Source organism: Bacillus sp. S3 (assembly GCF_005154805.1).
Lineage (GTDB): Bacteria > Bacillota > Bacilli > Bacillales > Cytobacillaceae > Neobacillus.
On the sequence record NZ_CP039727.1, the window covers coordinates 2190805 to 2213475 of the forward strand.

Annotated in this window: 19 protein-coding genes and 1 pseudogene; 12 read left to right on the forward strand and 8 right to left on the reverse strand. The window is 41.7% G+C overall.

Features of this window, described 5'->3' with window-relative positions:
• Positions 1 to 9: 9 nt before the first annotated feature.
• From FAY30_RS10490 to FAY30_RS10505, 4 genes and pseudogenes are all read right to left on the reverse strand, one after another.
• Positions 10 to 1380 (reverse strand): annotated as a pseudogene (locus FAY30_RS10490) (MFS transporter).
• Positions 1381 to 1403: 23 nt separating this feature from the next.
• Complete coding sequence (locus FAY30_RS10495) at positions 1404 to 1889, reverse strand: hypothetical protein (protein ID WP_149869831.1); 486 nt, start codon at positions 1887 to 1889, stop codon at positions 1404 to 1406.
• Positions 1870 to 2358, reverse strand: a complete 489-nt coding sequence (locus tag FAY30_RS10500; RefSeq protein ID WP_149869832.1) for a hypothetical protein — start codon at positions 2356 to 2358, stop codon at positions 1870 to 1872. Before FAY30_RS10500 ends, FAY30_RS10495 begins: the two co-directional genes overlap by 20 nt.
• Positions 2359 to 2425: 67 nt before the next feature.
• Positions 2426 to 3967, reverse strand: a complete 1542-nt coding sequence (locus FAY30_RS10505) for a multicopper oxidase family protein (protein ID WP_149869833.1) — start codon at positions 3965 to 3967, stop codon at positions 2426 to 2428.
• A gap of 131 nt (positions 3968 to 4098) precedes the next feature.
• Between FAY30_RS10505 and FAY30_RS10510 the strand changes: the two genes are divergently transcribed.
• Genes FAY30_RS10510 through FAY30_RS10525 form a run of 4 tightly spaced genes read left to right on the forward strand, consistent with a single transcriptional unit; the run spans position 4099 to position 8793 of the window.
• Complete coding sequence (locus tag FAY30_RS10510; protein ID WP_223820935.1) at positions 4099 to 5112, forward strand: XdhC family protein; 1014 nt, start codon at positions 4099 to 4101, stop codon at positions 5110 to 5112.
• 54 nt (positions 5113 to 5166) lie between these two features.
• Positions 5167 to 7485: a xanthine dehydrogenase family protein molybdopterin-binding subunit gene (locus FAY30_RS10515; RefSeq protein WP_149869835.1), complete on the forward strand. Its 2319-nt coding sequence runs from the start codon at positions 5167 to 5169 to the stop codon at positions 7483 to 7485.
• The gene (locus FAY30_RS10520; RefSeq protein ID WP_149872660.1) at positions 7485 to 8318 is read left to right on the forward strand and encodes an FAD binding domain-containing protein; all 834 of its coding nucleotides are present in this window, start codon (positions 7485 to 7487) and stop codon (positions 8316 to 8318) included. The genes FAY30_RS10515 and FAY30_RS10520 overlap by 1 nt, the downstream gene beginning before the upstream one ends.
• A 43-nt stretch (positions 8319 to 8361) precedes the next feature.
• Positions 8362 to 8793 (forward strand): (2Fe-2S)-binding protein, encoded by a 432-nt coding sequence (locus tag FAY30_RS10525; protein WP_149872661.1) that lies wholly within the window; start codon positions 8362 to 8364, stop codon positions 8791 to 8793.
• A gap of 54 nt (positions 8794 to 8847) precedes the next feature.
• Here FAY30_RS10525 and FAY30_RS10530 read toward each other — a convergent pair whose 3' ends face one another.
• Positions 8848 to 10917: a peptidoglycan D,D-transpeptidase FtsI family protein gene (locus FAY30_RS10530; RefSeq protein WP_149869836.1), complete on the reverse strand. Its 2070-nt coding sequence runs from the start codon at positions 10915 to 10917 to the stop codon at positions 8848 to 8850.
• A 90-nt stretch (positions 10918 to 11007) separates the two neighbouring features.
• On the opposite strand from FAY30_RS10530, the gene FAY30_RS10535 reads away from it, so the two are divergent.
• Positions 11008 to 11400, forward strand: coding sequence for a hypothetical protein (locus tag FAY30_RS10535; protein ID WP_149869837.1), 393 nt, complete (start codon positions 11008 to 11010; stop codon positions 11398 to 11400).
• 49 nt (positions 11401 to 11449) lie between these two features.
• On the opposite strand, the gene FAY30_RS10540 is transcribed toward FAY30_RS10535, so the two are convergent.
• From FAY30_RS10540 to FAY30_RS10550, 3 genes are read right to left on the reverse strand one after another with little or no spacing between them, the layout of a single operon-like run.
• Positions 11450 to 11929, reverse strand: a complete 480-nt coding sequence (locus tag FAY30_RS10540) for a (2Fe-2S)-binding protein (protein ID WP_149869838.1) — start codon at positions 11927 to 11929, stop codon at positions 11450 to 11452.
• Positions 11926 to 12765, reverse strand: a complete 840-nt coding sequence (locus tag FAY30_RS10545) for an FAD binding domain-containing protein (protein WP_149869839.1) — start codon at positions 12763 to 12765, stop codon at positions 11926 to 11928. The genes FAY30_RS10540 and FAY30_RS10545 overlap by 4 nt, the downstream gene beginning before the upstream one ends.
• The gene (locus FAY30_RS10550; RefSeq protein ID WP_149869840.1) at positions 12752 to 15106 is read right to left on the reverse strand and encodes a xanthine dehydrogenase family protein molybdopterin-binding subunit; all 2355 of its coding nucleotides are present in this window, start codon (positions 15104 to 15106) and stop codon (positions 12752 to 12754) included. The genes FAY30_RS10545 and FAY30_RS10550 overlap by 14 nt, the downstream gene beginning before the upstream one ends.
• 244 nt (positions 15107 to 15350) lie before the next feature.
• Here FAY30_RS10550 and FAY30_RS10555 point away from each other — a divergent pair, with 244 nt between their 5' ends.
• The 7 genes from FAY30_RS10555 to FAY30_RS10585 all read left to right on the forward strand — a co-directional run bounded on the left by FAY30_RS10555 (position 15351) and on the right by FAY30_RS10585 (position 22656).
• On the forward strand, positions 15351 to 16895 hold the full coding sequence (locus FAY30_RS10555) for a carboxypeptidase M32 (protein WP_149869841.1): 1545 nt from the start codon (positions 15351 to 15353) through the stop codon (positions 16893 to 16895).
• A 269-nt stretch (positions 16896 to 17164) separates the two neighbouring features.
• Complete coding sequence (locus FAY30_RS10560) at positions 17165 to 17947, forward strand: TerC family protein (protein WP_149869842.1); 783 nt, start codon at positions 17165 to 17167, stop codon at positions 17945 to 17947.
• A 130-nt stretch (positions 17948 to 18077) separates the two neighbouring features.
• On the forward strand, positions 18078 to 18749 hold the full coding sequence (locus tag FAY30_RS10565; protein ID WP_149869843.1) for a phosphatase PAP2 family protein: 672 nt from the start codon (positions 18078 to 18080) through the stop codon (positions 18747 to 18749).
• A 24-nt stretch (positions 18750 to 18773) separates the two neighbouring features.
• Positions 18774 to 19475 carry a CDP-diacylglycerol--serine O-phosphatidyltransferase gene (pssA, locus tag FAY30_RS10570; RefSeq protein WP_190284864.1) on the forward strand — a complete coding sequence of 234 codons (702 nt, stop codon included), beginning with the start codon at positions 18774 to 18776 and terminating at the stop codon, positions 19473 to 19475.
• 104 nt (positions 19476 to 19579) lie between these two features.
• On the forward strand, positions 19580 to 19882 hold the full coding sequence (locus tag FAY30_RS10575) for an iron-sulfur cluster assembly accessory protein (RefSeq protein ID WP_149869844.1): 303 nt from the start codon (positions 19580 to 19582) through the stop codon (positions 19880 to 19882).
• 152 nt (positions 19883 to 20034) lie between these two features.
• Positions 20035 to 21753, forward strand: a complete 1719-nt coding sequence (locus tag FAY30_RS10580; RefSeq protein ID WP_149869845.1) for an ABC transporter ATP-binding protein — start codon at positions 20035 to 20037, stop codon at positions 21751 to 21753.
• Between the two features lie 153 nt (positions 21754 to 21906).
• Entirely contained in the window at positions 21907 to 22656 is a 750-nt protein-coding gene (locus tag FAY30_RS10585; protein ID WP_149869846.1) for a Cof-type HAD-IIB family hydrolase, read from the forward strand.
• Positions 22657 to 22671: the final 15 nt, after the last annotated feature.

Sequence of the window (22671 nt, forward strand, 5' to 3'; positions counted from 1 at the left end):
CAAGGATTCTCAAACATGTTTGATCTTTCCGAGTTTGATCTCTTCCCGAGAAAACCACACGCTCATTAAGAAGCTAATGATTCCGGCTATGATTAAAACTCCGCCGATGATTTTCATGTTATCCGCGGAAATTTCCGATCCAAAAATTAACCCCAAAATAATAGAAGAAAAAATAGAGCCTAAAAATCTGCAGGTTTGAAACAAGCCCGATGTGGTCCCGATGATCTCTTTAGGACTCTCTTTCACCATTGCAACTTGAAGCACAACATTGCCAATCCCATAGCTTAAACCCATGATTGATAAAGTGATCCCGATGATTAAATAAGAGGCATTCACAAAAAACAGTGTAAAAATCAGCGCTCCGATAATAGATATGAACGATCCAGCTAAAATTGGCTGGTAGACCCCCTTCCGATCAATCCATTTTCCTGTGACGGACGAAATAATAATGCTTACTCCCGACATAAATAACATGAGTAAACCGCTATGTTCAACACTTAGTTCCAATACTTCTTGAAAGTAGCTTGGGAGTCCAAAAAACAAACAATAGAAAAATATGTTCAAGAAAATAAATTGGAGATATACACTTTAAAGCTTTGGGTGTGATTTGAAGATTCGGATATCGATAAACGGTTCTTTCACTCTTAATTCCCTCCAGGCAAATAGAGCGAAAAATAGGATGCCCGCAATACCTGAAAGGTAATGAACCTTAGCTCCAAACGATAATAGAAACGATAAAAAGAAGACCATTCCCGCAGCAAATAAAACGATACCAAGAAAATCAAGCTGGAATAACAATGCCTTCATTTGTGCTTTATCCTGTTTAGTGTCCTTCGGAAACATGTACCAGCCAAGAAAAAAACTGATGATGATAAACGGAAAATTCACCCAAAAAATAGCCGGCCATCCACCCCAGACAATAGAGAACCCGCCAATGGTTGGTCCGAGTGCCACCATCGCCGAGGCAAATATCGAAAGGACCGCTAGCGCTGAAGCTTGCCGGTCTTTGATATTGTCCCGTATTAATGCCATCCCTGATGGATAGATGGCACTGCTGCCAATGGATTGGATCATTCTCATCACAAGTAACATAAGAAAGGTTGTAGAAAGTGGGGCCCCGATGGCGGACAGCGTAACAAGCACAAGTCCGATTAAAAAGGTTTTTTTTCGCCCGAAAATATCGCCAAGCTTTCCTGTCACCGGCTGTGCCACTGCACTAGCTAAATAAAAGCTTGATATCAGCCAGGATACGGTAGTAAATGAAAGCCCAAAATCCTTCTGAATACTATGTAATGCCAGTGCGATCATAGATGAGTTAAGCGGATTTAACATTGTGCCTGACGCAACTGCTGTTAGAAATAGGGATCGATTTTTTTTCATGTGTAACACCCTTTGGAAAATGTCTAACTATTTTTTTTTTGATAAAAATATAGATATAACAGAAGAAGAAGGCTTTCTACAAAAAAGTAGACAGGAATGGAATAGAGAAGTTTATACCCGTTCTTGTAATGGAAAATGCCAACTTTTACACAAATCCATTCTAGAAGAATGGCCATTACAGCCCAAAAAAGGATATAAACTCCTCTTAACTGTCCCTTAATATGAAGCCGTTCATAAAAATAAATAAAAATGTATCCAAACGGTGCATACATACTATAGGATAGTAAATCGAACAATGAGTACCCATGATCGTCACCGACATCATATAGGTCAAGGGGCGGTACAGCAATAGTATGATCAAAAATCAAACCTAAATAGGGGCCTATGAGCAGGCAGAATATCGTGGTTAACAGCGGTAATTTTTGGGGCAAAAAATAGATTAGACATAATCCCACCACAATCATACCGATCACAAACCATTCGTTTAGGTCAAATTGATGGACCATCATTGCTTTGGTTCTCCTTCAGGTATAGTTTCATTAATAAAACCTTGAAAAGAAACGAAAAAACCATCATACCTGCACAAAAAAGACCCATATACCAGATTGACCAGTGTTGTAGTCTTTCAATGCCAAAAACCGACAATAAATGGGCGGTTGCCACTAGAATAATCCAGATGCTTAAAGTGATAACGAATCTATTACCTGCCCGTTTTTCGCTATAAACTAAATTTATAAATAAAAGCAGCAACGAGGGCAGGATAATGTCACGATAAACGACCGAGGTAATAAATGCCACAGGGCTTTTATCCACTATAAACCACTCTAATTTAAACGAGAAAATAGTATAAAAATTAATATGCACGAGCTGGATCATGAGAAATAGAATAATGTTTAGCTTACTTGGAAGCCTTTGTTTTAACGAAAAAAACACGGCTAAAATCATCCAAGCAATGACAAAAAAAATAACAAGTCCCATCGGCTTCATCCTCATCCAAAATCATGTTAAATATATCATTCCCAAACATGAAAAATTTTAGTAATGGTTAGCGGGGAGGAAGTATTTGATACGGACGCATCATTTCATAATCCTCATGCTCCAGCATATGGCAATGCCAAACGTATTGGCCGGTGAAAGGGAAGAACGGGATAATGATGCTGGTAATATGTCCGGGCGGGCATCGGACGGTATCCTTCCAGCCTCGCTCACCCGCCTCCGGCCGAATCCCAGCACCTGTGTATCTCACTTGCTTCGTTTTTTTATAATAGCCCACATCGAACGGGCGTCTTTCAAGAATTTGAAATTGGACTAGATGAACGTGAATGGGGTGATCGTCCCCATTCGTATTAACAAAACTCCAAATTTCTACTGAGCCAAGATGCGGATTCTCAGAAATAGGATCATCCCACATTTTCTTATCCAGTAAAAATATGGATCTTCCATATTGGTCCTTTTCTTCACTTAATTCGAGAAAACGATGCTTGCGGGAAGAATTTGCCGGCAGCCACTTGATGGGCCCTGAATTGGCCGGGATTGTGCTCGTATCAATCGACGATAGCGGCTTTGTTACTCGAAATTCCATAATGATTCCCGTGGTTTCAGGAGAAACAGGCTCACCAATTGGAAAATGAGTTGGGGCATCATTTTTCAAAATAATAGAGGCGCCGCCCATATTCGAGAAATCAATGATAACATCCACGCGCTCAGCAGGTGCAATCAATATAGTGTTCACCCCAACCGGTCGTTCAAGGAATCCGCTATCGGTTCCGATTTGATAGAATAATTGTCCCGAATCCAAGGTTATCCGGAAAAAACGGGCATTTGCAGCATTTAGTATTCGAAACCGATATTTCCGCGGCTCAACCTCTAAATAGGGCCATACCTTGCCGTTGACGAGGATGGTATCCCCAAAAAAAGAGGTAATAATCGATGGCGTGATGCCGGAAGCATTATTTTCCGGCTGATTTGGATAGGCTAATGAGCCATCCTCATGAAAAGACCGATCCTGAAGCAGTAACGGAATTTCAAAGGGACCACTGGGAAGATTTAAAAGACGCTCGTGGCTGTCCCTTATAAAATAAAATCCGGCTAGTCCGGCATAAATATTTAATCGTGTCAGGCCGATTGCATGGTCATGGTACCAGAGTGCGCGTGAGCTTTGCTGATTCCCATATTCAAAAATTTCTTTTTGAAAAAAAGGTCCTCGTGCTGCAAACCCATTTGTAAACCATGCATCAGGGTACCCGTCACTTGCGGGTTCCGTTCTGCCGCCATGTAGATGAACAACAGTCCGGACATCAGGTTTCTCTTTCTCCGCGCCATGGACAGTATGATCAATCGGCAGCAGATGCTTATCAGGCAATGCATTCATCCACTTTACCAATACTCTTTCACCTGTTTCCACCTCGAACGTTGGCCCGGGATACATTCCTTCATAACCCCAAATGGTGGTTTGGGGCAAATGACGATGGAGCGATTGCTTCGTTTCCTTCATGCTTACCTCATAATACGTATAGTCACTTGTTTTCCATTTTGGTTTTATAACGGGTGGAATCGGCAGCGGATCCTTAAATCTTTCAAGCTTCATGGTTAGCGCCCCTTTAAGTATTTTTATTAATTCATATGAAAATAGCAATTGAAAAATTAATCATTCTAGGAATAGCATCCGTCTTAATATAAATAAGATAGGAATTCATGTGTTTGAAGTGGGGGAGAAGCGTGGAGGATTTTTACCAAATTATATCCGGGCTTGATTACCCGGGGGAAAAGGTAGTAGCGACAATCGTTCATGTAAAGGGATCAGCTTATAAAAGAGAAGGATCTTCAATGCTGTTTTTTGCAGAAGGCACGCAGCTTGGCATGTTAACGGCAGGATGCCTGGAAACAGATTTGGCGAAGAAAGTAGAAGAAGTTTTTAAGAAACAAGAGGCTATCATCGTGCAATATGACTTGTCTCAAGAGGATGATTTAGGATGGGGGCAAGGTGCGGGCTGTAATGGGACGATTGATATCTTAATTGAGCCAGTGACGGAAAAGGTCAAAGAGGATTTTCAATTGGTTAAAACAATGCTCAATCGACATAAGCCTGTCATCTGCTTAAAAAAACTAGATGAATTGGGAGAGTATGTCTTTATTGAGGAAGACGGCGAACCGTTTGGGAACTGGTCCGGGCCAATTCCAGTCATTGCGTTTACATCGAAAAGCGGTGTCATGCCGGGGAATCCGGCTGTTTTTCAACATACGTTTCAGCCAAAACCCAGGCTGATTGTGTTTGGAGCTGGACCGGATGCGATCCCGCTTGTTTCTTTAGCAGCCGAAACAGGCTTTTCAGTTACGGTCTGTGATTGGCGGGAAGCATTTTGCCAGAAAAAATACTTCCCAGCTGCAGATGAGCTATTGCTGGGCCTCCCCGCAAAACTCGTTAAACAAATCACTTTTTCACCCTATGATTTTGTTGTTGTGATGACGCATCATTTTCAGCGAGACCAAGAGATTGTCATGAGGGTACGAAATAAGAATATAAAATACTTGGGTGTGCTTGGGCCGAGGGAGAGAACGAAAAGATTGTTTAGAAGTGAAGATATACCGGAATGGATTTCCTCACCATTGGGTGCGGCAATTGGTGCAAAAGGACCGGAGGAAATTGCTGTAAGTATTATGGCGGAAATGATTAAAGTATGGAGAAAACCTGTGCATGAAAGAGTGGAGCTCTTATGGACCATACCGGATTAATCGTTTAAAGGAATACCGTTTTCTTGCCATTTCGGTAGGTGAGGAGGGAAGATCGTGGAGGTTATAGGGAAAAGTGTCATTCGTAAGGAAGCGCTTGATAAAGTGACGGGACGGGCGAGATATACAAATGATTTTCATACGGTTCCAATGCTGTCAGGGCAAATGGTGATCAGTCCCTATGGACATGCGAAAATTGTCAGCATGGACCTTGGGGAGGCATGGCAGGTTCCCGGCGTCAGGGCAATTCTTGCCGGAGAACGGTTTCCACTCACGGGTGAGGCGATTCGCGACCGCCCGCCGCTTGCTGTTGATAAAGTCCGCTATCACGGTGAACCCGTGGCCCTTGTGGTTGCCGATACACCCGTGCAGGCAAAAAAAGCTGCCGACCTCATTCATGTCCAATATGAGTTGCTGCCAGTCGTAAATTCGCCCACTGAGGCGTTCCAAAAAGGAGCCCCCTTAGTACATGAGCACTTGGGTGAATATAAAAAAGAGGAAGATTCACATCCTGTGCCTGGCACCAATATTGCGACACATATTAAGATTCGCAAAGGCAATATGGAGAAAGGCTGGGCGAACAGTGAGACAGTCGTTGAGGCCAGTTTCTCTTTTGCGCCTTCTGATCATGTCGCAATGGAAACACGGTGTGCGACGGCTGAGATTTTACCGGATGGAAATATTATCATTATGACTTCTTCGCAAGCGCCGTTTATGGTCAAGAGGTTAATCTCTGATTATTTTGATGTGGATCTCGGTAAAGTCATTGTCCATACCCCGCTTGTTGGCGGAGCTTTTGGCGGGAAGGCAGCAGTTCAGCTCGAGGTACTTGCCTATTTGGCATCCAAGGCTGTAGGCGGAAAACCCGTGAAGATTTTAAATACCAGGGAAGAAGATATAATTACTTCTCCTTGTCATATTGGCTTAGATGCGGTCGTTAAATTTGGTGCCGCCCGAAATGGGAAAATCCAAGCAGCGGAAATCCGCTACTTGTGGGATGGCGGGGCCTATTCCGATAAAGCCATTGATGTCACCAGGTCCGGTGCGGTTGATTGTACAGGACCATATCATATAGATAATGTCTGGTGTGATTCGTATTGCATGTATACGAATCATCCGTATGCTTCGCCTTTCAGGGGCTTTAGTCATTCAGAGCTCTCCTTTGCAATCGAACGGACAATGGATCTGCTTGCGCAAAAATTAAATATCGATCCGCTTGAGCTCAGGTACATTAATGCCATTATGCCGGGAAACACGACCCCGACAAGAGTTCCTTTAAATAAAAGTAATGTCGGAAATCTTAGGAAATGCATTGAAAAGGTCAGGGAACTCATTCACTGGAATGAGGGACCGATTAAGGAAGTGAATAATCGATTTGTTCGGGTAAAAGGAGTCAGCTGCAGCTGGAAGACGTCAACGATTGACACAGATGCCCCTTCCGGCGTCATCCTGACATTTAATCGGGACGGAACGATTAATTTAATGTCCGGTGTCATTGAAATTGGCACAGGAACTAAAACCGTGCTTGCTCAGATTCTCGCGGAACGATTAAAAATGGATGTGGATAACATCCATGTGAGGATGGAAATCGATACGCAAACCACACCCGAGCATTGGAAGACAGTTGCCAGCAGAGGAACGTTTATGGGTGGAAGGGCTGTGCTAAGAGCAGCGGAGGATGTGATACGGCAATTAACAGAAGTTGCGGCATGTGTCTTAAGGGCTCCTATAGAGGATTTGGAAGTAGCAGGCAGCCGTGTTTTTTTAAGGGATGATCCAACTATTGGACTTCATTTTAAAGAAATTGCCAGTGGATACAAGTATCCAAATGGGCAAACGATTGGTCAGCAAATTATTGGCAGGGGCAGTTATATTTTACGGCATCTTACCCATTTGGACCCTGAAACAGGTGCAGGTAAGCCTGGGCCGGAATGGACGGTCGCCGCCTATGGAGTTGAGATTGAGTTTGATCGAAGGGATTACACCTATCGGCTCATAAAAGCATGTACGGTGGTTGATATTGGAAGGGTCATGAATGAAAAAGCAGCCCGCGGACAGGTCATGGGTGCGATGGGCATGGGGCTTGCCTTCGCAGGCCGGGAAACTTTTTACTTTGATCAGCTTGGCCGGGTAATGAATCCGCAGCTTCGGACCTATCGACCCCTAAGGTACGGGGAAAATCCCGAATACTTGGTTGGATTTGTGGAAACACCACAGATTGATGGACCCTATGGGGCACGCGGGGTTGGTGAGCATGGCCTGATGGGGATGCCTGGTGCTCTTGGTAATGCTTTATCTGTAGCGGCAGGTGTTTCACTGCATAAATTGCCGTTGATTCCGGAGTTAATTTGGAAAACAAAGGAGGCGGGCAGGTAATGCTTCCCTTTGATTTTGATTATTATCGGCCGGAAACACTTCAAGAGGCTGTAGAATTATTTCAGTATTTGGACCAGCATGGGAAACAGCCGTTTATTTTTTCAGGCGGAACGGAATTAATCACACTTGGCAGGATTGATTTGGCCTTTACTGAAGCAGTAATTGATATTAAAGACATTGCCGAATTCAATGTCATACAGTTGGGCGGGGAGCATCTAGTTCTTGGCAGTACGCTTTCGCTCTCCAAGGTTGAAGAGGCTAATCCTTTTCCATTATTAACAAAAACAGCGAGCGAGGTTGCCGATCATACGGCACGAGAAAAAATAACGCTGGGCGGGAATATTTGTGCGCGAATATTTTACCGGGAAACGGTTCTTCCGTTTTTATTGGCGGATAGCCAAGTTTTAATCATCGGACCTAATGGAAAAAAAATCGTCCCCATTAATGATATTTTTCAAGAAGAATTGAGGTTAGAAAAAGGCGAGTTTCTGGTTCAAATTGCGACTGAGAACCGGTTTATTAGAGCCCCGTTTTACACTGTCAAACGCCGCCAGCAATGGGAGACCGGCTATCCATTGATTACGATAGCGGCGGTAAATATAGAAGGGAGGATTCGTGTTGCCATTAGCGGGTTATGTCCATTTCCGTTCCGCTCGATAGGGGTAGAGGAAGCCTTAAATAATAGAGGACAATCGTGGGAAGCACGGGTGGATGCGGCGATTTCCGTTTTACCGCAGCCGATTTTGGAGGATGTCGAGGGTTCTAGTGAATACCGTCTCTTTGTATTACGAAATTTGTTTTCCGATCTATTGGCTGCTCTAGACAGGGTATAAAAAGGAGGGGAACGGGGGGTTGAAAACACATGCCATTACATTAATGATAAATGGGGAAAGCAGGATGGTAACAGTCAGGTCTGCAGATACCCTTTTATATCTAATAAGGGGGAAGCTTGGCCTGACAGGAGCAAAACCGGGTTGTTTAAACGGTGACTGCGGAGCCTGCACCGTGAACGTCAATGGCAGGCCGATGAAATCTTGTTTGATGCTTGCTGTTGAGGCAGTTGGGAAGAATGTCACTACAATCGAGGGGCTGAATGAAACACCGATTCAGCAAGCCTTTGTCGAGAATTTCGCTTTTCAATGCGGCTATTGCACTCCAGGGTTTATTATGAATTGTCACTCATTGATTGGGCAGCATCCGGATGCTGATGACCGCACCATTAAGGAGTGGCTGGAATCCAATATTTGCCGCTGCACAAGCTATATCGAAATCGAGCAGGCCGTGAAATCCGTGTTAAAAAAGAAATGAAAAACGCCAGTTGGCGTTTTTCCCTTTTTGCGACTAAAAAACCGTATTCTTCTCTTATTTATTCTTGCTCTGGAAATATGTGTCCAGCACCCTTCGCCCTATCTTAAGGCTAGCACGGTTGTCAACTTTTCCCTCGTAAGCCCAAGGCACTAAGACGGCCATCGCCACTTCCGGATTTGAGCTTGGCGCATAGCTAACGAGGCTTAAGTTCATAACCGGAGGAGGTACCTTTCCATAATTACTGCGTAAGGGACCATCATAAAAGGCTTCGGCAGTTCCTGTTTTACCGGCAGGTGAATAGGAAACACCTTGAAAGAAATTATAGGCCGTACCGCCGGGCTCTTGCATGACCTTTGTAAAGCCAGTCTGGACACGATTCATCCATTCCTTTTTCACATCTATTGTATTTAGAACAGTTGGATTGATTTCTTGTAGTACGGGTCCAAGTTCATTTGACGCTTCGGCAGGTTCACGAATTTCTTTCACCACATGCGGATGCATCCGGTTGCCGCCATTAGCAATCGTGGAAACGTATTGGGCCAGCTGCATGGCAGAATAGGTATCATATTGGCCAATTACAAGGTCAAGTAAATACCCAGGGAGCTTGCTTGGCCCTTTAAATCCTGATTGTTCATTCGGTAAATCAATACCGGTTCTTGTTCCTAGACCGAATGAGGCGAAAGAATTCCGAATCGTTTCAAAAGCCATCTTATTTGTAAAATTTAATGGCTGGTCATATTCATAATGTCCTTTACCGATTCTTATCGCTGTATGGAACATGTAGACATTGGAAGATTTCTTTAACGCTTCAACCTCATTTAACCTGCCCAAATAGGCGTAAGATTTTTTTATCGGAGTATCTTTAATCTTGATTCCGGTATCATCGAAGAATGTACCCGCAGTAATCGCTCCTGTTTTATAACCGGTTAAAATCGTCGCCCCTTTTACCGTAGAGCCAACGTTATAAGTTGTGGTAAACGTTCCTAGGGCATCATCAATCATGTGGACCATTCCGCTTTCGTTGTCTTTGATGATCTTTTTCCCTGACATTGTCAGTACCTCTCCCGTTCTAGGATCCATTAAGACAACATATGCACGGTCGGTTAACGTTGTCCCAGGCAATTTCTTCGCAGCCCAAAGTTCTTCCTCAATAATCTTATCAACGGCCATTTGTAAATCCATATTGATTGTTAGGACAAGATCTTTTCCTTTTTTTTCGGCTAAAACAGATTGGGTCTCGATAACATTGCCCGTTTTATCGGTAATGTTTTTCACTTTTGATTTGGTGCCGTGCAAAACATCCTCATATTGCATTTCTAACTGACTTTTACCGACACGGTCATTACGGCTGTAGCCCCTTGCTAAAAAATAATCTAATTGATCAGCAGGTAGCCCTTCACCGGATTTTGTTACGTTTCCCAACACAGATCGTAAGGTATTTTCGAAAGGATACGCACGATCCCAATCGGTAGTCGTTTCGACCCCGGGAAGGGATTGTAGATTTTCGCTAACAACAGCAAATTCTTTTTCGGAAACGGCATCGTTTTTTACCATTTGCGAGGTAAATTTATACCCGCTCGTAAACTCCCGATAGATTGCCAACATTTCAAGCTCATCGGCTGTTATTTCTTTCAGCTCATCCCCTGTGATGCGATCTAATTTCAATTTATACATTTCTCTATCTGTTAATTTCTTTGCATGATATAAGTCTTTTTCTTTCATCGTGATTTTGGCATCTGCCCGCCTCGGATTCTTTATTAACCAGAAATCCTGCTTGTATCGTTCAGTGACCTTATCTGTATTTTTATGTATCAAATTGGCTAATTTTCCTGCTGTTTCTAGCATTTCCTTTTGACTAAATCCTTCGTTTGTGAAAGTAATGGCACTTTTCGGAACATTATCGACAATCACTCGGTAATGACGGTCGAACAGTTTTCCGCGAGGCACTGGATTACTAACAGTAATATCTTCTTTTCTATCTAAATCCCGTTTGAAATTTTCCCCATATACAATTTGAACAAACCCAAGACGAAGGATCAGGACAGAAAATAATAAAAAGACGCTAAAAAAAAGTAAATTTAAGCGAATAGGAAAATGGGATTTTTTCTTTTTTTGTTGCTCCAAATGGTTACACTTCCTTTTATTCCATTCATAATGATTTATTGGATAAAAAAGATTGAATGAATAAAAACTAACCCAAAAAGGGGGAATACCATGAGTAAGCAAAATAAGCAGCAAACTCAGTCACAAACCTTTCAACAACAGCAAATGCAACAAAAACAGCAGCAGCTTCAAGAAAATCAGTCCATGATGGAACAGCAATTTCAAACCCAAAAGCAGCAAGCCTTACAAACGATGCAGCAGGCTGAGCAAACAATTCAGCAAAATGCTTCGATGACTAATCCTCAGGCGGTGCAGCAAGCAGGACAGCAGCTGCAACAAGCTGTTCAGCAGCTGAACCAGTTGCAAGGGATCGCTGTGACACAAGCAACAACGGCTACTCAGCAGCAATTGGAACAAGTTCAGCAGCAAATTGAGCAGGCTGCTCAAACGCTAAGTTTAATTGAATCACTTAGCGAAGAGAATAACAGCTTTAAAAAAGGGTAAAAGGATGACAACCCAGCTTTCGAACGGAAGCTGGGTTTTTCCGTGGAATCTAGGCTTGAGCCTTCGCTTGGAGAACCGCCTTCACGGCATCTTTTATTTCTTGATAACCGGTACAGCGGCATAGGTTGGATTGCATCCATTCTTCAATGACTTCATCATTAGCATTTGGGTGTTTATTTGCCAGGGCATGACAATTTAAGATAAAACCCGGGGTACAAAAGCCGCACTGGATCGCCCATTTATCAACAAATATTCTTTGGATTTCCGCACCCAATAGGCTTTCAATCGTTGTAACCGGCTGGTCGATTGTTTCAATCGCAAGAGAAAGGCAGGCATGCATCGGCTCTCCGTTTACTAAGACGGTACAAGCCCCGCAATCCCCATTTTCACATGCCCGCTTTGCGCCTGTTAAACCTAACTGCTCCCGCAGTGTTTGTAAAAGAGTGTCAGCTGACCGGATCATTACCTCTTTGGATTCTCCATTTACATGCAGTGTAACGACTGTTTTCGATGTACCGTTTGATATCATGCCAGTGTCGCCTCCAAACTATCATATATTTCAAGTAAGGCATTTTTTAAAACAAATTCCCGATATTCCCTGGACGCCTGGATATCATCGATAATTTCAGAGGGAATTAGTGTAACAGCCTTATCGATTCGTTCGGTTTTGGAGAGGGATGATTCATTTAAGGCTGCCTCCATTTGCTTTGACCTAAATGGATACTGACACACACCGCTGAAAGCGGCTCGAATTTGTTGATCTTTCACTAATGCTCCGATTGAAACAACGGGATAACTAACTTTAGAGATTTTGGTTTTTTTGATGCTGACAAACGGAAGTGCTGTGTAATTCTTATCAATTATTATTTGCTCTAGGAATTGTCCCGCATCAAGTTTTAATTCTTCAGTAAACACATTTTCCAATGGGAGAACCAATTCTCCTTCAATTCCCGCTATTTTTACTTTGGCATCTGATAATAGAAGTGGTAAAATGCCTTCACGATAGATTAACTGGCTATTCAAATTTCCCCCAAGTGTGATCTTGTTCCTCGATGTATGGTCAGCAACTTTTTTAAATGTTTTCCCAAGCAAAGGAAATAAATTAGACTCAGAAATTTGGTTTAGAGAAACAGCAGAGCCGATAACCAGTTGATCCCCTTGAAATTCCAATACATGACAATCGGCAATTCCTTTTAGATCAATCACAGCATCTGCTTTCAATTGATTGATGCGAGAAAAAGTAATAAATTCAGTACCGCCGCTATAATAAATAACTAGTTTTCCTTGATTTTGAAGGTCATGGAATGTGTTAACCGCTTCTGAAATGGTGTCTGGTTTATAGTATTCAAAGTCAAACGGGATCATTTCCAAGCTCCTTCCGTGTCCTCCATATTAATTCCGGTAACAGCGGCAAACGGTTTAAATCTACCTGTGCAGCAGTAGAGAGACTATTTGCCAGTGCCCCTGCCATGCCAATCACACCATATTCACCAATGCCCCTTGCACCGTATGGTCCGTCAGCTGCAGGTGATTCTATAAAGTCTACCAAATATTCTATTGGCTGTTCTCCAAACCTCATCATCTGATAGGTTCTTAATTGGGGATTGAGGACTCTAGCCTCCTTATCAAAAATAAACGATTCCCTGCTTGCAAAGCTCAGTCCAAGATACATGCCGCCCCGCATTTGCTGGGTGGCGGTTGCCGGGTTAATGATGGTACCGCCGTCAAGAACTGTTATGGCTTTTAAAATTTTGTACGTAAAATCATGAGTGTCATATTCTATTTCGACTGCTTGGGTTCCGACAGACCACCATGGCCCGGGCTTTCCAAATCCTGTTTCTTTGTCCATCGGGGTTAAATGGCGCTGAATATATTTTCCGTGTCCGACAACTTGTCCTTCTACAGCATGGCCATTTGGGTATTTATAGCCTAAGGCAATGTCTTCAATTTTTATGCCATATTCAGGACTTGGTTTAAGGTAAACACGGCCGCCGCCAACCTCTAAATCCTCCATCGAACACTGCAGTGCGATGGAAGCCGTTCGCTTTAGTTGCGAAATAGCATCATCGGCTGCCGCCATCACCGCTCTCCCTGCCAAGTACGTGGTACTGCTGGCAACCGTCCGCCATTGGTGTGGGTCGTATTGGGTATTTATCTCCATTGTGACATGGATTTTTTTAATATCCATTTTTAACCTTTCTGCAACTAGTTGGGCTAAAATGGTTTTCGTTCCTTGACCTAACTCAATTGCCGCACAGTTCAAATTTATACTGCCATCTGCCTCAAATTTAAGAACGGCGCCAGATTGTGCATTAGTAGATGTGGTTGATGTTTTCCAAAACGTACTTATTCCCTTGGCTTTAATTTTATTTCTCGAGACTTCAATCCGCTGTCCTTCGTCCCACTGGATTAGCTCTTTGGCGCGTTCGATGCATTTCTCCACATCACCGATGTTATTTGTGTTTAAGACTGTCTGCGTCGGTGAGGTGTTTCCCGGTTTAATCGCATTTATTTTTCGCAGTTCAATTGGATCCATGTTTAATTTTTGAGCTAGTTGATCCATGGTTCGCTCGACCGCAAAGGTGAGTTCCGGGTGCGCATATCCCCGGAAAGAGGTAGCAAAAGGGTGATTGGTATACATGCAATAAGAATCACACCAAACATTTGGAATATCATAAGGACCTGTACAATCAATGGCCATCGCCCTTGTAATACCGGCAGCTTGATCCGTGTAGGCCCCGGAATCAATCAGGAAAGTATATTGACCAGCTATAAGCCTCCCATTTGCATCTGTGCCAAGAGAAATGGTGGCATCAAGTCCAATGTGGCAAGGCGCTGTGATCAAATCCTCTTCCCGATCATATTCCAATTTCACCATTTTTCCACCGACTGCTTTTGATGCTAAATAGGCAAGCGGTTCTAACTGAACCGTTCCTTTCCCTCCAAACGCACCGCCAATTAACGGTACATGAACGATGATATTTCCCACATCGATATTAAAAAATTGATTCAACACCTTTTTTATTGTAAAGGGGGACTGCGTGTTGGAATGAACAACCACCTTGCCAGCAGGGTTTATCTCAACTCTGGTACTGCGGGTCTCCAGTGCTGCGTGATCGGATAAATTAAAAGAATAGGAAGCTTTTATTTTGGTATCACAATGTTCCCATGTCTTAATGAAATCCCCTTTGCGAATTTTAATATGACTGCCAATATTCGTTCCCTGGACAGGATAGACATTGCTAATAATTTTCATATACTGACCGGAATTTTCGTGGACTAATGGCGCTCCGGTTTTAAATGCTTCCTGAACAGAACGAACAATAGGCAAGGGTTCATAATCGACCTTTACCAGCTGTACAGCCTTTTTTGCCTGGTGTTCATGGTCTGCGACAACAATGGCAAGGGGCTCACCGTAATAACGTACTTTTTCAAATGCCAATGGGGGACGGTCTGCAAGAATGGGACCGATATGAAACGGGAACATTTCTCCGGTAACAATAGCGCGAACCCCCGGCACCTTCCATGCTTCAGTCACATTAATCCCGTTAATTTTTGCGTGGGCATGTGTGCTTGTCACCAATTTTGCATGAACTAAGCCAGGAATAGAAAAATCTCCAATGTATCTGATTGCCCCAGATGCTTTTTCGACTGCATCCAGTCTTTGTTCCGGCTTTCCAACTGATTTCCATAGGTTGTCTAGCATAATCCGAAATCCTCCTAACTATTGTTTAGTCCCAGTATGTATCTTTTATTTCAGTACGTTGTTTTACTTACCAAATAGTATTTTTCCCTTTCGAATGTAAAATTTATACAGAAGTTATGATAGAAGTGTTGTTATGTAAAATAAGAATATTATAAATTTTTCCCATATTTATATTTTTCATTTATAATGGATAGGGATGTTATTGGTTGCATCCTTAGAAAATAGAATATTAGGGGGTCTACATATGGAACAGAAAGTAGCTGATCCAACATTTCAGAAAGCATTAGAGGACTTTAAAGCGTTAGATGAAAAAATTACTCATTTTTCAAGTATTATTGGGTTAGCGGATTGGGATCAAAAGGTTATGGCCCCGAAGAAAGGCAGAAGTGTTTTCGCTAAAGCAACTGGGACGTTACGCACCGAAGTATTCAAGCTGTCAGTATCTACAGAAATGGGTAAAATATTGGAAACGCTTACTTCTGAAGGGGTTAGGGCAAAATTAGATGAAGTGACGAAGGCAAGGGTAAGGGAGTACCATGATTATTACCGGAAATCAAAAAGTATTCCGGCAGACCTTTTTCAGGAATACAGTATCCTTACCGCGCAAGCGAATGATGCCTGGGAAGAGGCAAGGGAAACCAATGACTTTGCCCGTTACCTGCCTTCTTTAGAGAAAATTATTGAATTCAAACGAAAATTTGCTGAAATTTATGGCTATGAAGAGCATCCATATGATGCATTGCTTGATGAATTTGAGCCGGGATTAACAGTGAAAATCCTAGATCCGTTATTTGCTAAACTAAGAGAATCCAGTGTAAATTTATTGGAACGAATTAAGAAACACGGCAAGCCAACAATGGCAAATGTGTTTGAACAATCATTTGACATTGACAAACAAAAGGAATTTAATCGCTTTATTCTGCCAATCATTGGCTTTGATCTAGAAGCAGGTCGCCTGGATGAAACCGTTCATCCATTTGCCCAAACAGTGAACATTGGAGATGTTCGCTTAACGACCAGATATTTAGAAAAAAATGTTCGTTCGGCTCTATTTGGCACCATTCATGAAGCGGGACATGGTATTTATGAGCAGCAAGTGAATCCGGCGTTTGAAGAATCAGTTCTTCAGAGCGGTACTTCATTTGGAATCCATGAATCCCAATCGCGGTTTTTAGAAAACATGGTTGGCCGGAGTAAGGAGTTCTGGAAGTTCTTTTTCCCTAAGCTTCAAGAATATTTCCCGGCACAATTATCCCATATGTCCGTTGAGGAGTTTTATCGCGCGGTAAATACAGTAGAGCCATCGTTTATTCGTGTTGAGGCAGACGAATTAACTTACAACCTGCACATCATGCTTCGATATGAAATTGAAAAAGCCTTAATCGGCGGTGAGATTGAGGCAAAAGATTTACCGGCGATTTGGAACCAGAAAATGCAGGACTATCTTGGAGTTACACCAAGTACAGATACAGAAGGGGTGCTTCAAGATGTACACTGGTCCTTTGGCGGCATCGGTTATTTTCCGTCTTATTCATTAGGAAATCTATATGCAGCCCAAATTCTTCGCACCATTCAACAGGAACTGCCTGATTTCTATCATCACATTGAAAATGGTCAGTTTAATCTGATTCAAACATGGTTAAAGGATAAGATCCATCAATATGGAAAGCTTTATACACCGAACGAATTAATTGTTAAGGTAACGGGTGAAGAATTAAACGCGGATTATCTGGTCGAGTACCTTGAGAAGAAATATTCCGAGGTATATGAATTAAATCTGTCAAACTAACATTGACATCTGATTAAAAGTATAATATAGTATTAGTAATTAAATATTTCCTTTTTAAAGGGGAGTAGCTGCTACAATAAAGTCGTCATTTCGAGAATGGTATTCTCCGGCTTTATTGGCAACATGGACGTTGTTAGCAAGACCTTTACTTTACTGTAAAGGTCTTTTTGTATGCATTTTTTGACCTTTGCTGTGAACAGTAAGGGCCTTTTTTATGGAATTAGGGAGTATTTGTTGAAAAAACTGACATTTAATTGGGGGAATGGTTAATGGATTTTACTCTTTTACTGGAATACGGATGGGTTTTATTGATTTTAGTAGCGTTGGAAGGTTTGTTGGCAGCGGATAACGCCTTGGTGCTGGCGATTATGGTGAAACATTTACCTGAAGAGGAACGGAAAAAGGCGTTGTTTTATGGTCTTGCCGGTGCCTTTATCTTCCGTTTTGCCTCATTGTTCGCGATTTCGTTTCTCGTTGATGTATGGCAGGTTCAAGCAATTGGTGCACTTTATTTATTATTCATGGCGGGTAATCATATTTTCCGTAAGGTTATAAAAGGGAAGGCAGAGGAAAAAGACGAAAAAGAAGGACGTAAAGCTGGCGGCTTTTGGACGACGGTTTTTAAAGTGGAACTAGCTGATATTGCCTTTGCCGTGGACTCAATCCTTGCTGCCGTTGCAATGGCGGTTGTTCTTCCGGACACGAAGCTTCCGAATATTGGTGGTCTTGATGGCGGTAAATTCTTAGTAATCTTCGCCGGTGGTATTATTGGATTAATTATCATGCGATTTGCGGCAAATCAGTTTGTGAAACTGCTGGAAAGAAGACCTGGGCTAGAAATTGCTGCCTTTGCAATTGTTGGCTGGGTCGGTGTGAAGCTTGCTGTTTATACCCTTTCACACCCAGCTCTTGGAATTCTGAGTGAGGAATTTGCTCATTCGACCGAATGGAAGTTTAGTTTTTACCTTGTCCTTGTTGGAATAGCGGCAGGTGGCTGGTTTTTCTCAAAAGATAAGACAGATAAATCAACGAAAAAAGTAAATGTTTCCTAGAGGACTCGCCAAATGGCGAGTTTTCCTTTATCCTGTAAGAAAGTGTTAAATTTTTTAAATGTCATAGTAATGATGGTAAATGAGATATTAAAGATATGCTTATTCTTTATTTCTGGGAAAGGATGTCAAAATGAATTTAAAATTCCATTTAATTATTGCCTTCTTCATCAGTTTTATCTCTATTATTGGTTTTGGGTTAGTATCCCTTTTTATTACTGACCAAAAGATTGTTCATTTTGACCGGACCGTTATTGACCATATTCAAGGAATGGAATCTACTAACCTCACCCTGTTTATGAAATTTTTTACCTTTATTGGTTCTGGTCAGTTTACTGTTATACTCGGCCTTTTTATATTATTTTTTCTTTATAAGGTCTTGCGCCATCGATCGGAATTAATCTTATTTACTGCTGCTGTTTTGGGTTCTGCCGTATTAAACGGAATTTTGAAGCATTTCTTTCATAGAATGCGGCCCGATTTTCATCGTTTAATTGAGATTGGCGGCTACAGTTTCCCGAGTGGTCACGCGATGAATGCTTTTACTGTTTATTCCATTCTTTCTTTCCTTCTATGGCGTCATATTATCAGCAAATGGGGAAGAGGTGTTTTAATTTTCGGAAGTATCGTGATGATTTTAGCGATTGGGATCAGCCGAATTTACCTAGGTGTCCATTATCCAAGCGACATTATCGGAGGATATTTTGCCAGCGGCTTTTGGATTACCACCGCAATTTTGTCTTTCCAAATTTATAAAGAAAAGCAGTATAATAAGAAACATAAACGTTCAAAAGATGTAGCGTAATATTTTTTTATTTTAATTTTTGGAGTGATACATATTATTAGAAACAGTATTCCTAACCTTTTTACTCTTGCAAATCTATTTTTTGGCTTTTTATCCGTGATGTATTCGGCGCAGGGGGATTACAAAAACGCGGCTATTCTGATTTTAATTGGCATGATGCTCGACAGCATGGATGGCCGTATTGCCAGAATGCTCCGTGTGGAAAGCGAATTGGGGAAAGAATTGGATTCTTTAGCGGATATCGTAACCTTTGGGGTCGCCCCTGCGATGATGGCCTATTATTCCTATTTTGCTTCATTTGGAAAAGTCGGGATGGCGGTAGCTGGACTTTTTCCATTATTCGGGGCCTATCGCTTGGCAAGATTTAATATAAATGCTGTGAAATCTTCATTAAAATATTTTACTGGTGTACCCATTACAGCTGCAGGAGGTTTGTTAACACTTCTAACATTGTTTCATGGCAAAATGCCCGATTTCATCTTTGTCATTGCCTTCTTTGCACTTTGCTATTTGATGGTTAGTACGATCAAGATCCCAAGTCTTAAGGATATTCCTTTGCCGAAATATGGAATTATCATTACATTATTTTTAGGATATGCCATATACATTGTCTTTAAAAAAGAACAATATCGATTTCCATATTTCATATACGTCGCCATCCCGCTTTATGTCGCCTTTATCGGCTACCAATTGGTTAAAACAAAAAGAAAAAATAATCCTAAGTAAAAAAGGACAAATTGTGACATTTCTGGTTTTGTCTGTTTAAAACTGTCTATTATTGCATAATCGTGGGATAATATTACGGAATACATATGCAGAGGAGAGGCAAAATGAAGGTTAAACTTAATCGAAATGCTGCAAAAGCATTGAAAAAAATGCTGGAACAAGAAGAAGCGCAAGGAAAACTGTTCCGTATTTATGTTACAAGCATTCACGGAGATCATGCACACTATGACTTGAAGCTTGATACTCCGACAGATAAAGACGCAGTGGTTACATCTGATAAGGAAATTGACTTTATTATTGAGAAAAATAATGAATATCTTGAAGATGTCTGGATTCAATTTTTCCATGTCCCAAAAGAGGAATGGCTGATCATTAATCCATCAAAAGGCGGACATCACCATCATTGAGAAAAGCGCAAATATCTCATATCTTTTAAAAGATCATGCACTTGCAGCGAGCAAGTGTTTTTTTATCTTATATATTTTCAAAATACTTGAAATTGTTCACATATTTTTCATATAATCCTATTACTGCTATCTTAGAAAAAAGGAGATTACATATGATTCGGCGTTTCTTTTCTTATTATCGCCCGCATAAAAAGCTGTTCATTTTAGATTTTTCCAGCGCAGTGGTCGTTGCTGTTCTTGAATTAGCATTTCCGCTTGCTGTTAGCTGGTTTATTGATGATTTACTTCCTGGGGGAGATTGGAAAGCGATTGTCACTGTCAGTATTGGACTATTTCTTGTTTACTTATTAAGTACCTTTTTACAATTTATTGTAAATTATTGGGGCCATAAACTCGGGATTAATATTGAAACGGATATGCGTCAAGAATTATTCGAGCATGTCCAGAAGCAATCGTTTCGTTTTTTTGACAATACGAAAACCGGCCATATCATGAGTAGAATAACGAATGATCTCTTTGACCTCGGTGAACTCGCCCACCACGGACCAGAGGATGTCTTTATCGCAATTATGACTTTTATCGGCGCATTTTGGATTATGTTGACAATCAATGTAAAACTATCGCTTGTCGCTATTATCATTCTGCCATTTTTAATGCTGCTTGTGGTTGTATGTAATTTAAAAATGAACAAGGCGTGGAGTCAAATGTATTCAAGCATCGCAGACGTAAACGCACGTGTTGAGGATAGCGTCTCAGGAAGCCGTGTGGTTCAATCGTTTACAAATGAAGAGTTTGAGATTGCTAGATTTAAAAAGAATAATCGAAAATACCGCGGTGCGAAGCTTGGCGGCTATCGTGTGATGTCCTACAGTCTGTCGGGGATCTATATGATGACAAGATTGATTACAATTATTGTACTTGTTTATGGTGCATTCTTAAGTTTTTCCGGGCAACTGTCATATGGTGAATTAGTTGGATTTATTCTCTATGTCAATGTCCTCTTTAAACCAATCGATAAAATCAGCGCGATTATGGAGCTGTATCCAAAAGGTATGGCTGGATTCAAGCGTTTCATAGAGATGATTGACAATGAGCCGGAGGTAAAGGATACAGAGGATGCGATTGAAGTGGCATCCCTGAAGGGTAATATCGTTTTCAATGAAGTCTCATTTTGTTACGACAGGCATAAATCGGTCTTGGAAAAGATTAATTTGGATATTCGTTCTGGTGAGACAGTGGCATTTGTCGGGCCATCCGGTGCAGGAAAAACAACGATTTGCTCCTTGATTCCGAGATTTTATGATGTGAATGAGGGTGCGATAACGATCGATGGACTTGATATCCGGAATATTACGAAAAAATCATTACGTTCACAAATTGGGATTGTGCAGCAGGATGTGTTTTTATTTACCGGAACACTTCGTGAAAATATCGCTTATGGAAAACAGCATGCAACAGATGAGGAAATTGCGAATGCTGCCAGACGAGCACACCTCGAAAAATTTATTGCATCCTTGCCGGACGGCTATGATACCCAAATTGGGGAGCGCGGCTTAAAGCTCTCCGGCGGTCAAAAACAGAGGATTGCTATCGCCCGAATGTTCTTAAAGAATCCACCCATTTTAATCTTAGACGAAGCAACATCCGCTCTTGATACGGAAACGGAGATGGTCATTCAAGAAGCGTTGGCAGAGCTGGCGCAAAACAGAACGACACTGATCATCGCCCATAGGCTGGCGACTATCCGTAATGCTGATCGGATTGTCGTCGTCACAGAGCAAGGAATTGCAGAAGAAGGCCGTCATGATGAATTAATCGAACAAGGCGGTATTTTTGCCAACCTTCACCGTGTTCAATTTCAGCAGCAATAATGGTTTTGAAAGGATTCTGCCTGGTGCAGGTCCTTTTTTTATTACCTATAAAAATATTATGTAAACTGAAATGAAAGTTGATATCTTTGAAAAACGGTATTCAAAAGTGTACGCTATGATAAGTGATCAAGTGAAAGGAGATATTTTTTACATATGGAGAATTTCAAAAATGATTATGACATCAAATTAGTCGCCCTTGATATGGATGGAACATTATTAAATAACAAAGGACAGATCTCTGAAGCGAATCGCCAGGCAATCAAAGCTGCCCAGGAAAAAGGAGTATTTGTCGTTCTTAGTACGGGCCGTTCATTAACGACCAGCCGGGAACATGCCGATGCATTGGAGCTGACATCATATTTAGTAACGGTAAATGGCAGTGAAATCTGGGATGAAAAACGTGAAATAGTCGAGAGGAATTTAGTGAAATCGGAATTAATCGAGTGGATGTGGGAGCTAACCAAACAGCATAAAACAAAGTTTTGGGCCATTAGTACAGAGCGAAACTTTCATGATGAAATGCCGGAAGATATCCATAAACTTGAATGGTTAAAATTTGGATTTAATATCGATGATGATGCAACCCGCGAACTCATCACAAAGGAGCTTGAGGCAAGGGGCGAATTCGAGCTCAGTAATTCGACGTTGAACAATATTGAAGTAAATCCGCTGGGTATTCATAAAGCAAAAGGGCTGAGCATTGTCTGCAGCCGTCTTGGAATCGAGATGAAAAATGTGATGGCCGTTGGCGACAGCAGGAACGATTTAATGATGATTAAAGAGGCAGGTCTTGGTGTTGCCATGGGAAATGCCCAAGATGTTGTGAAGGAGGCGGCAGATTGGATAACGGCCACAAATGAAGAGGATGGGGTGGCACAAGCCATCCATAAATGGGTGCTATGAAGAAGGTATTTTAAA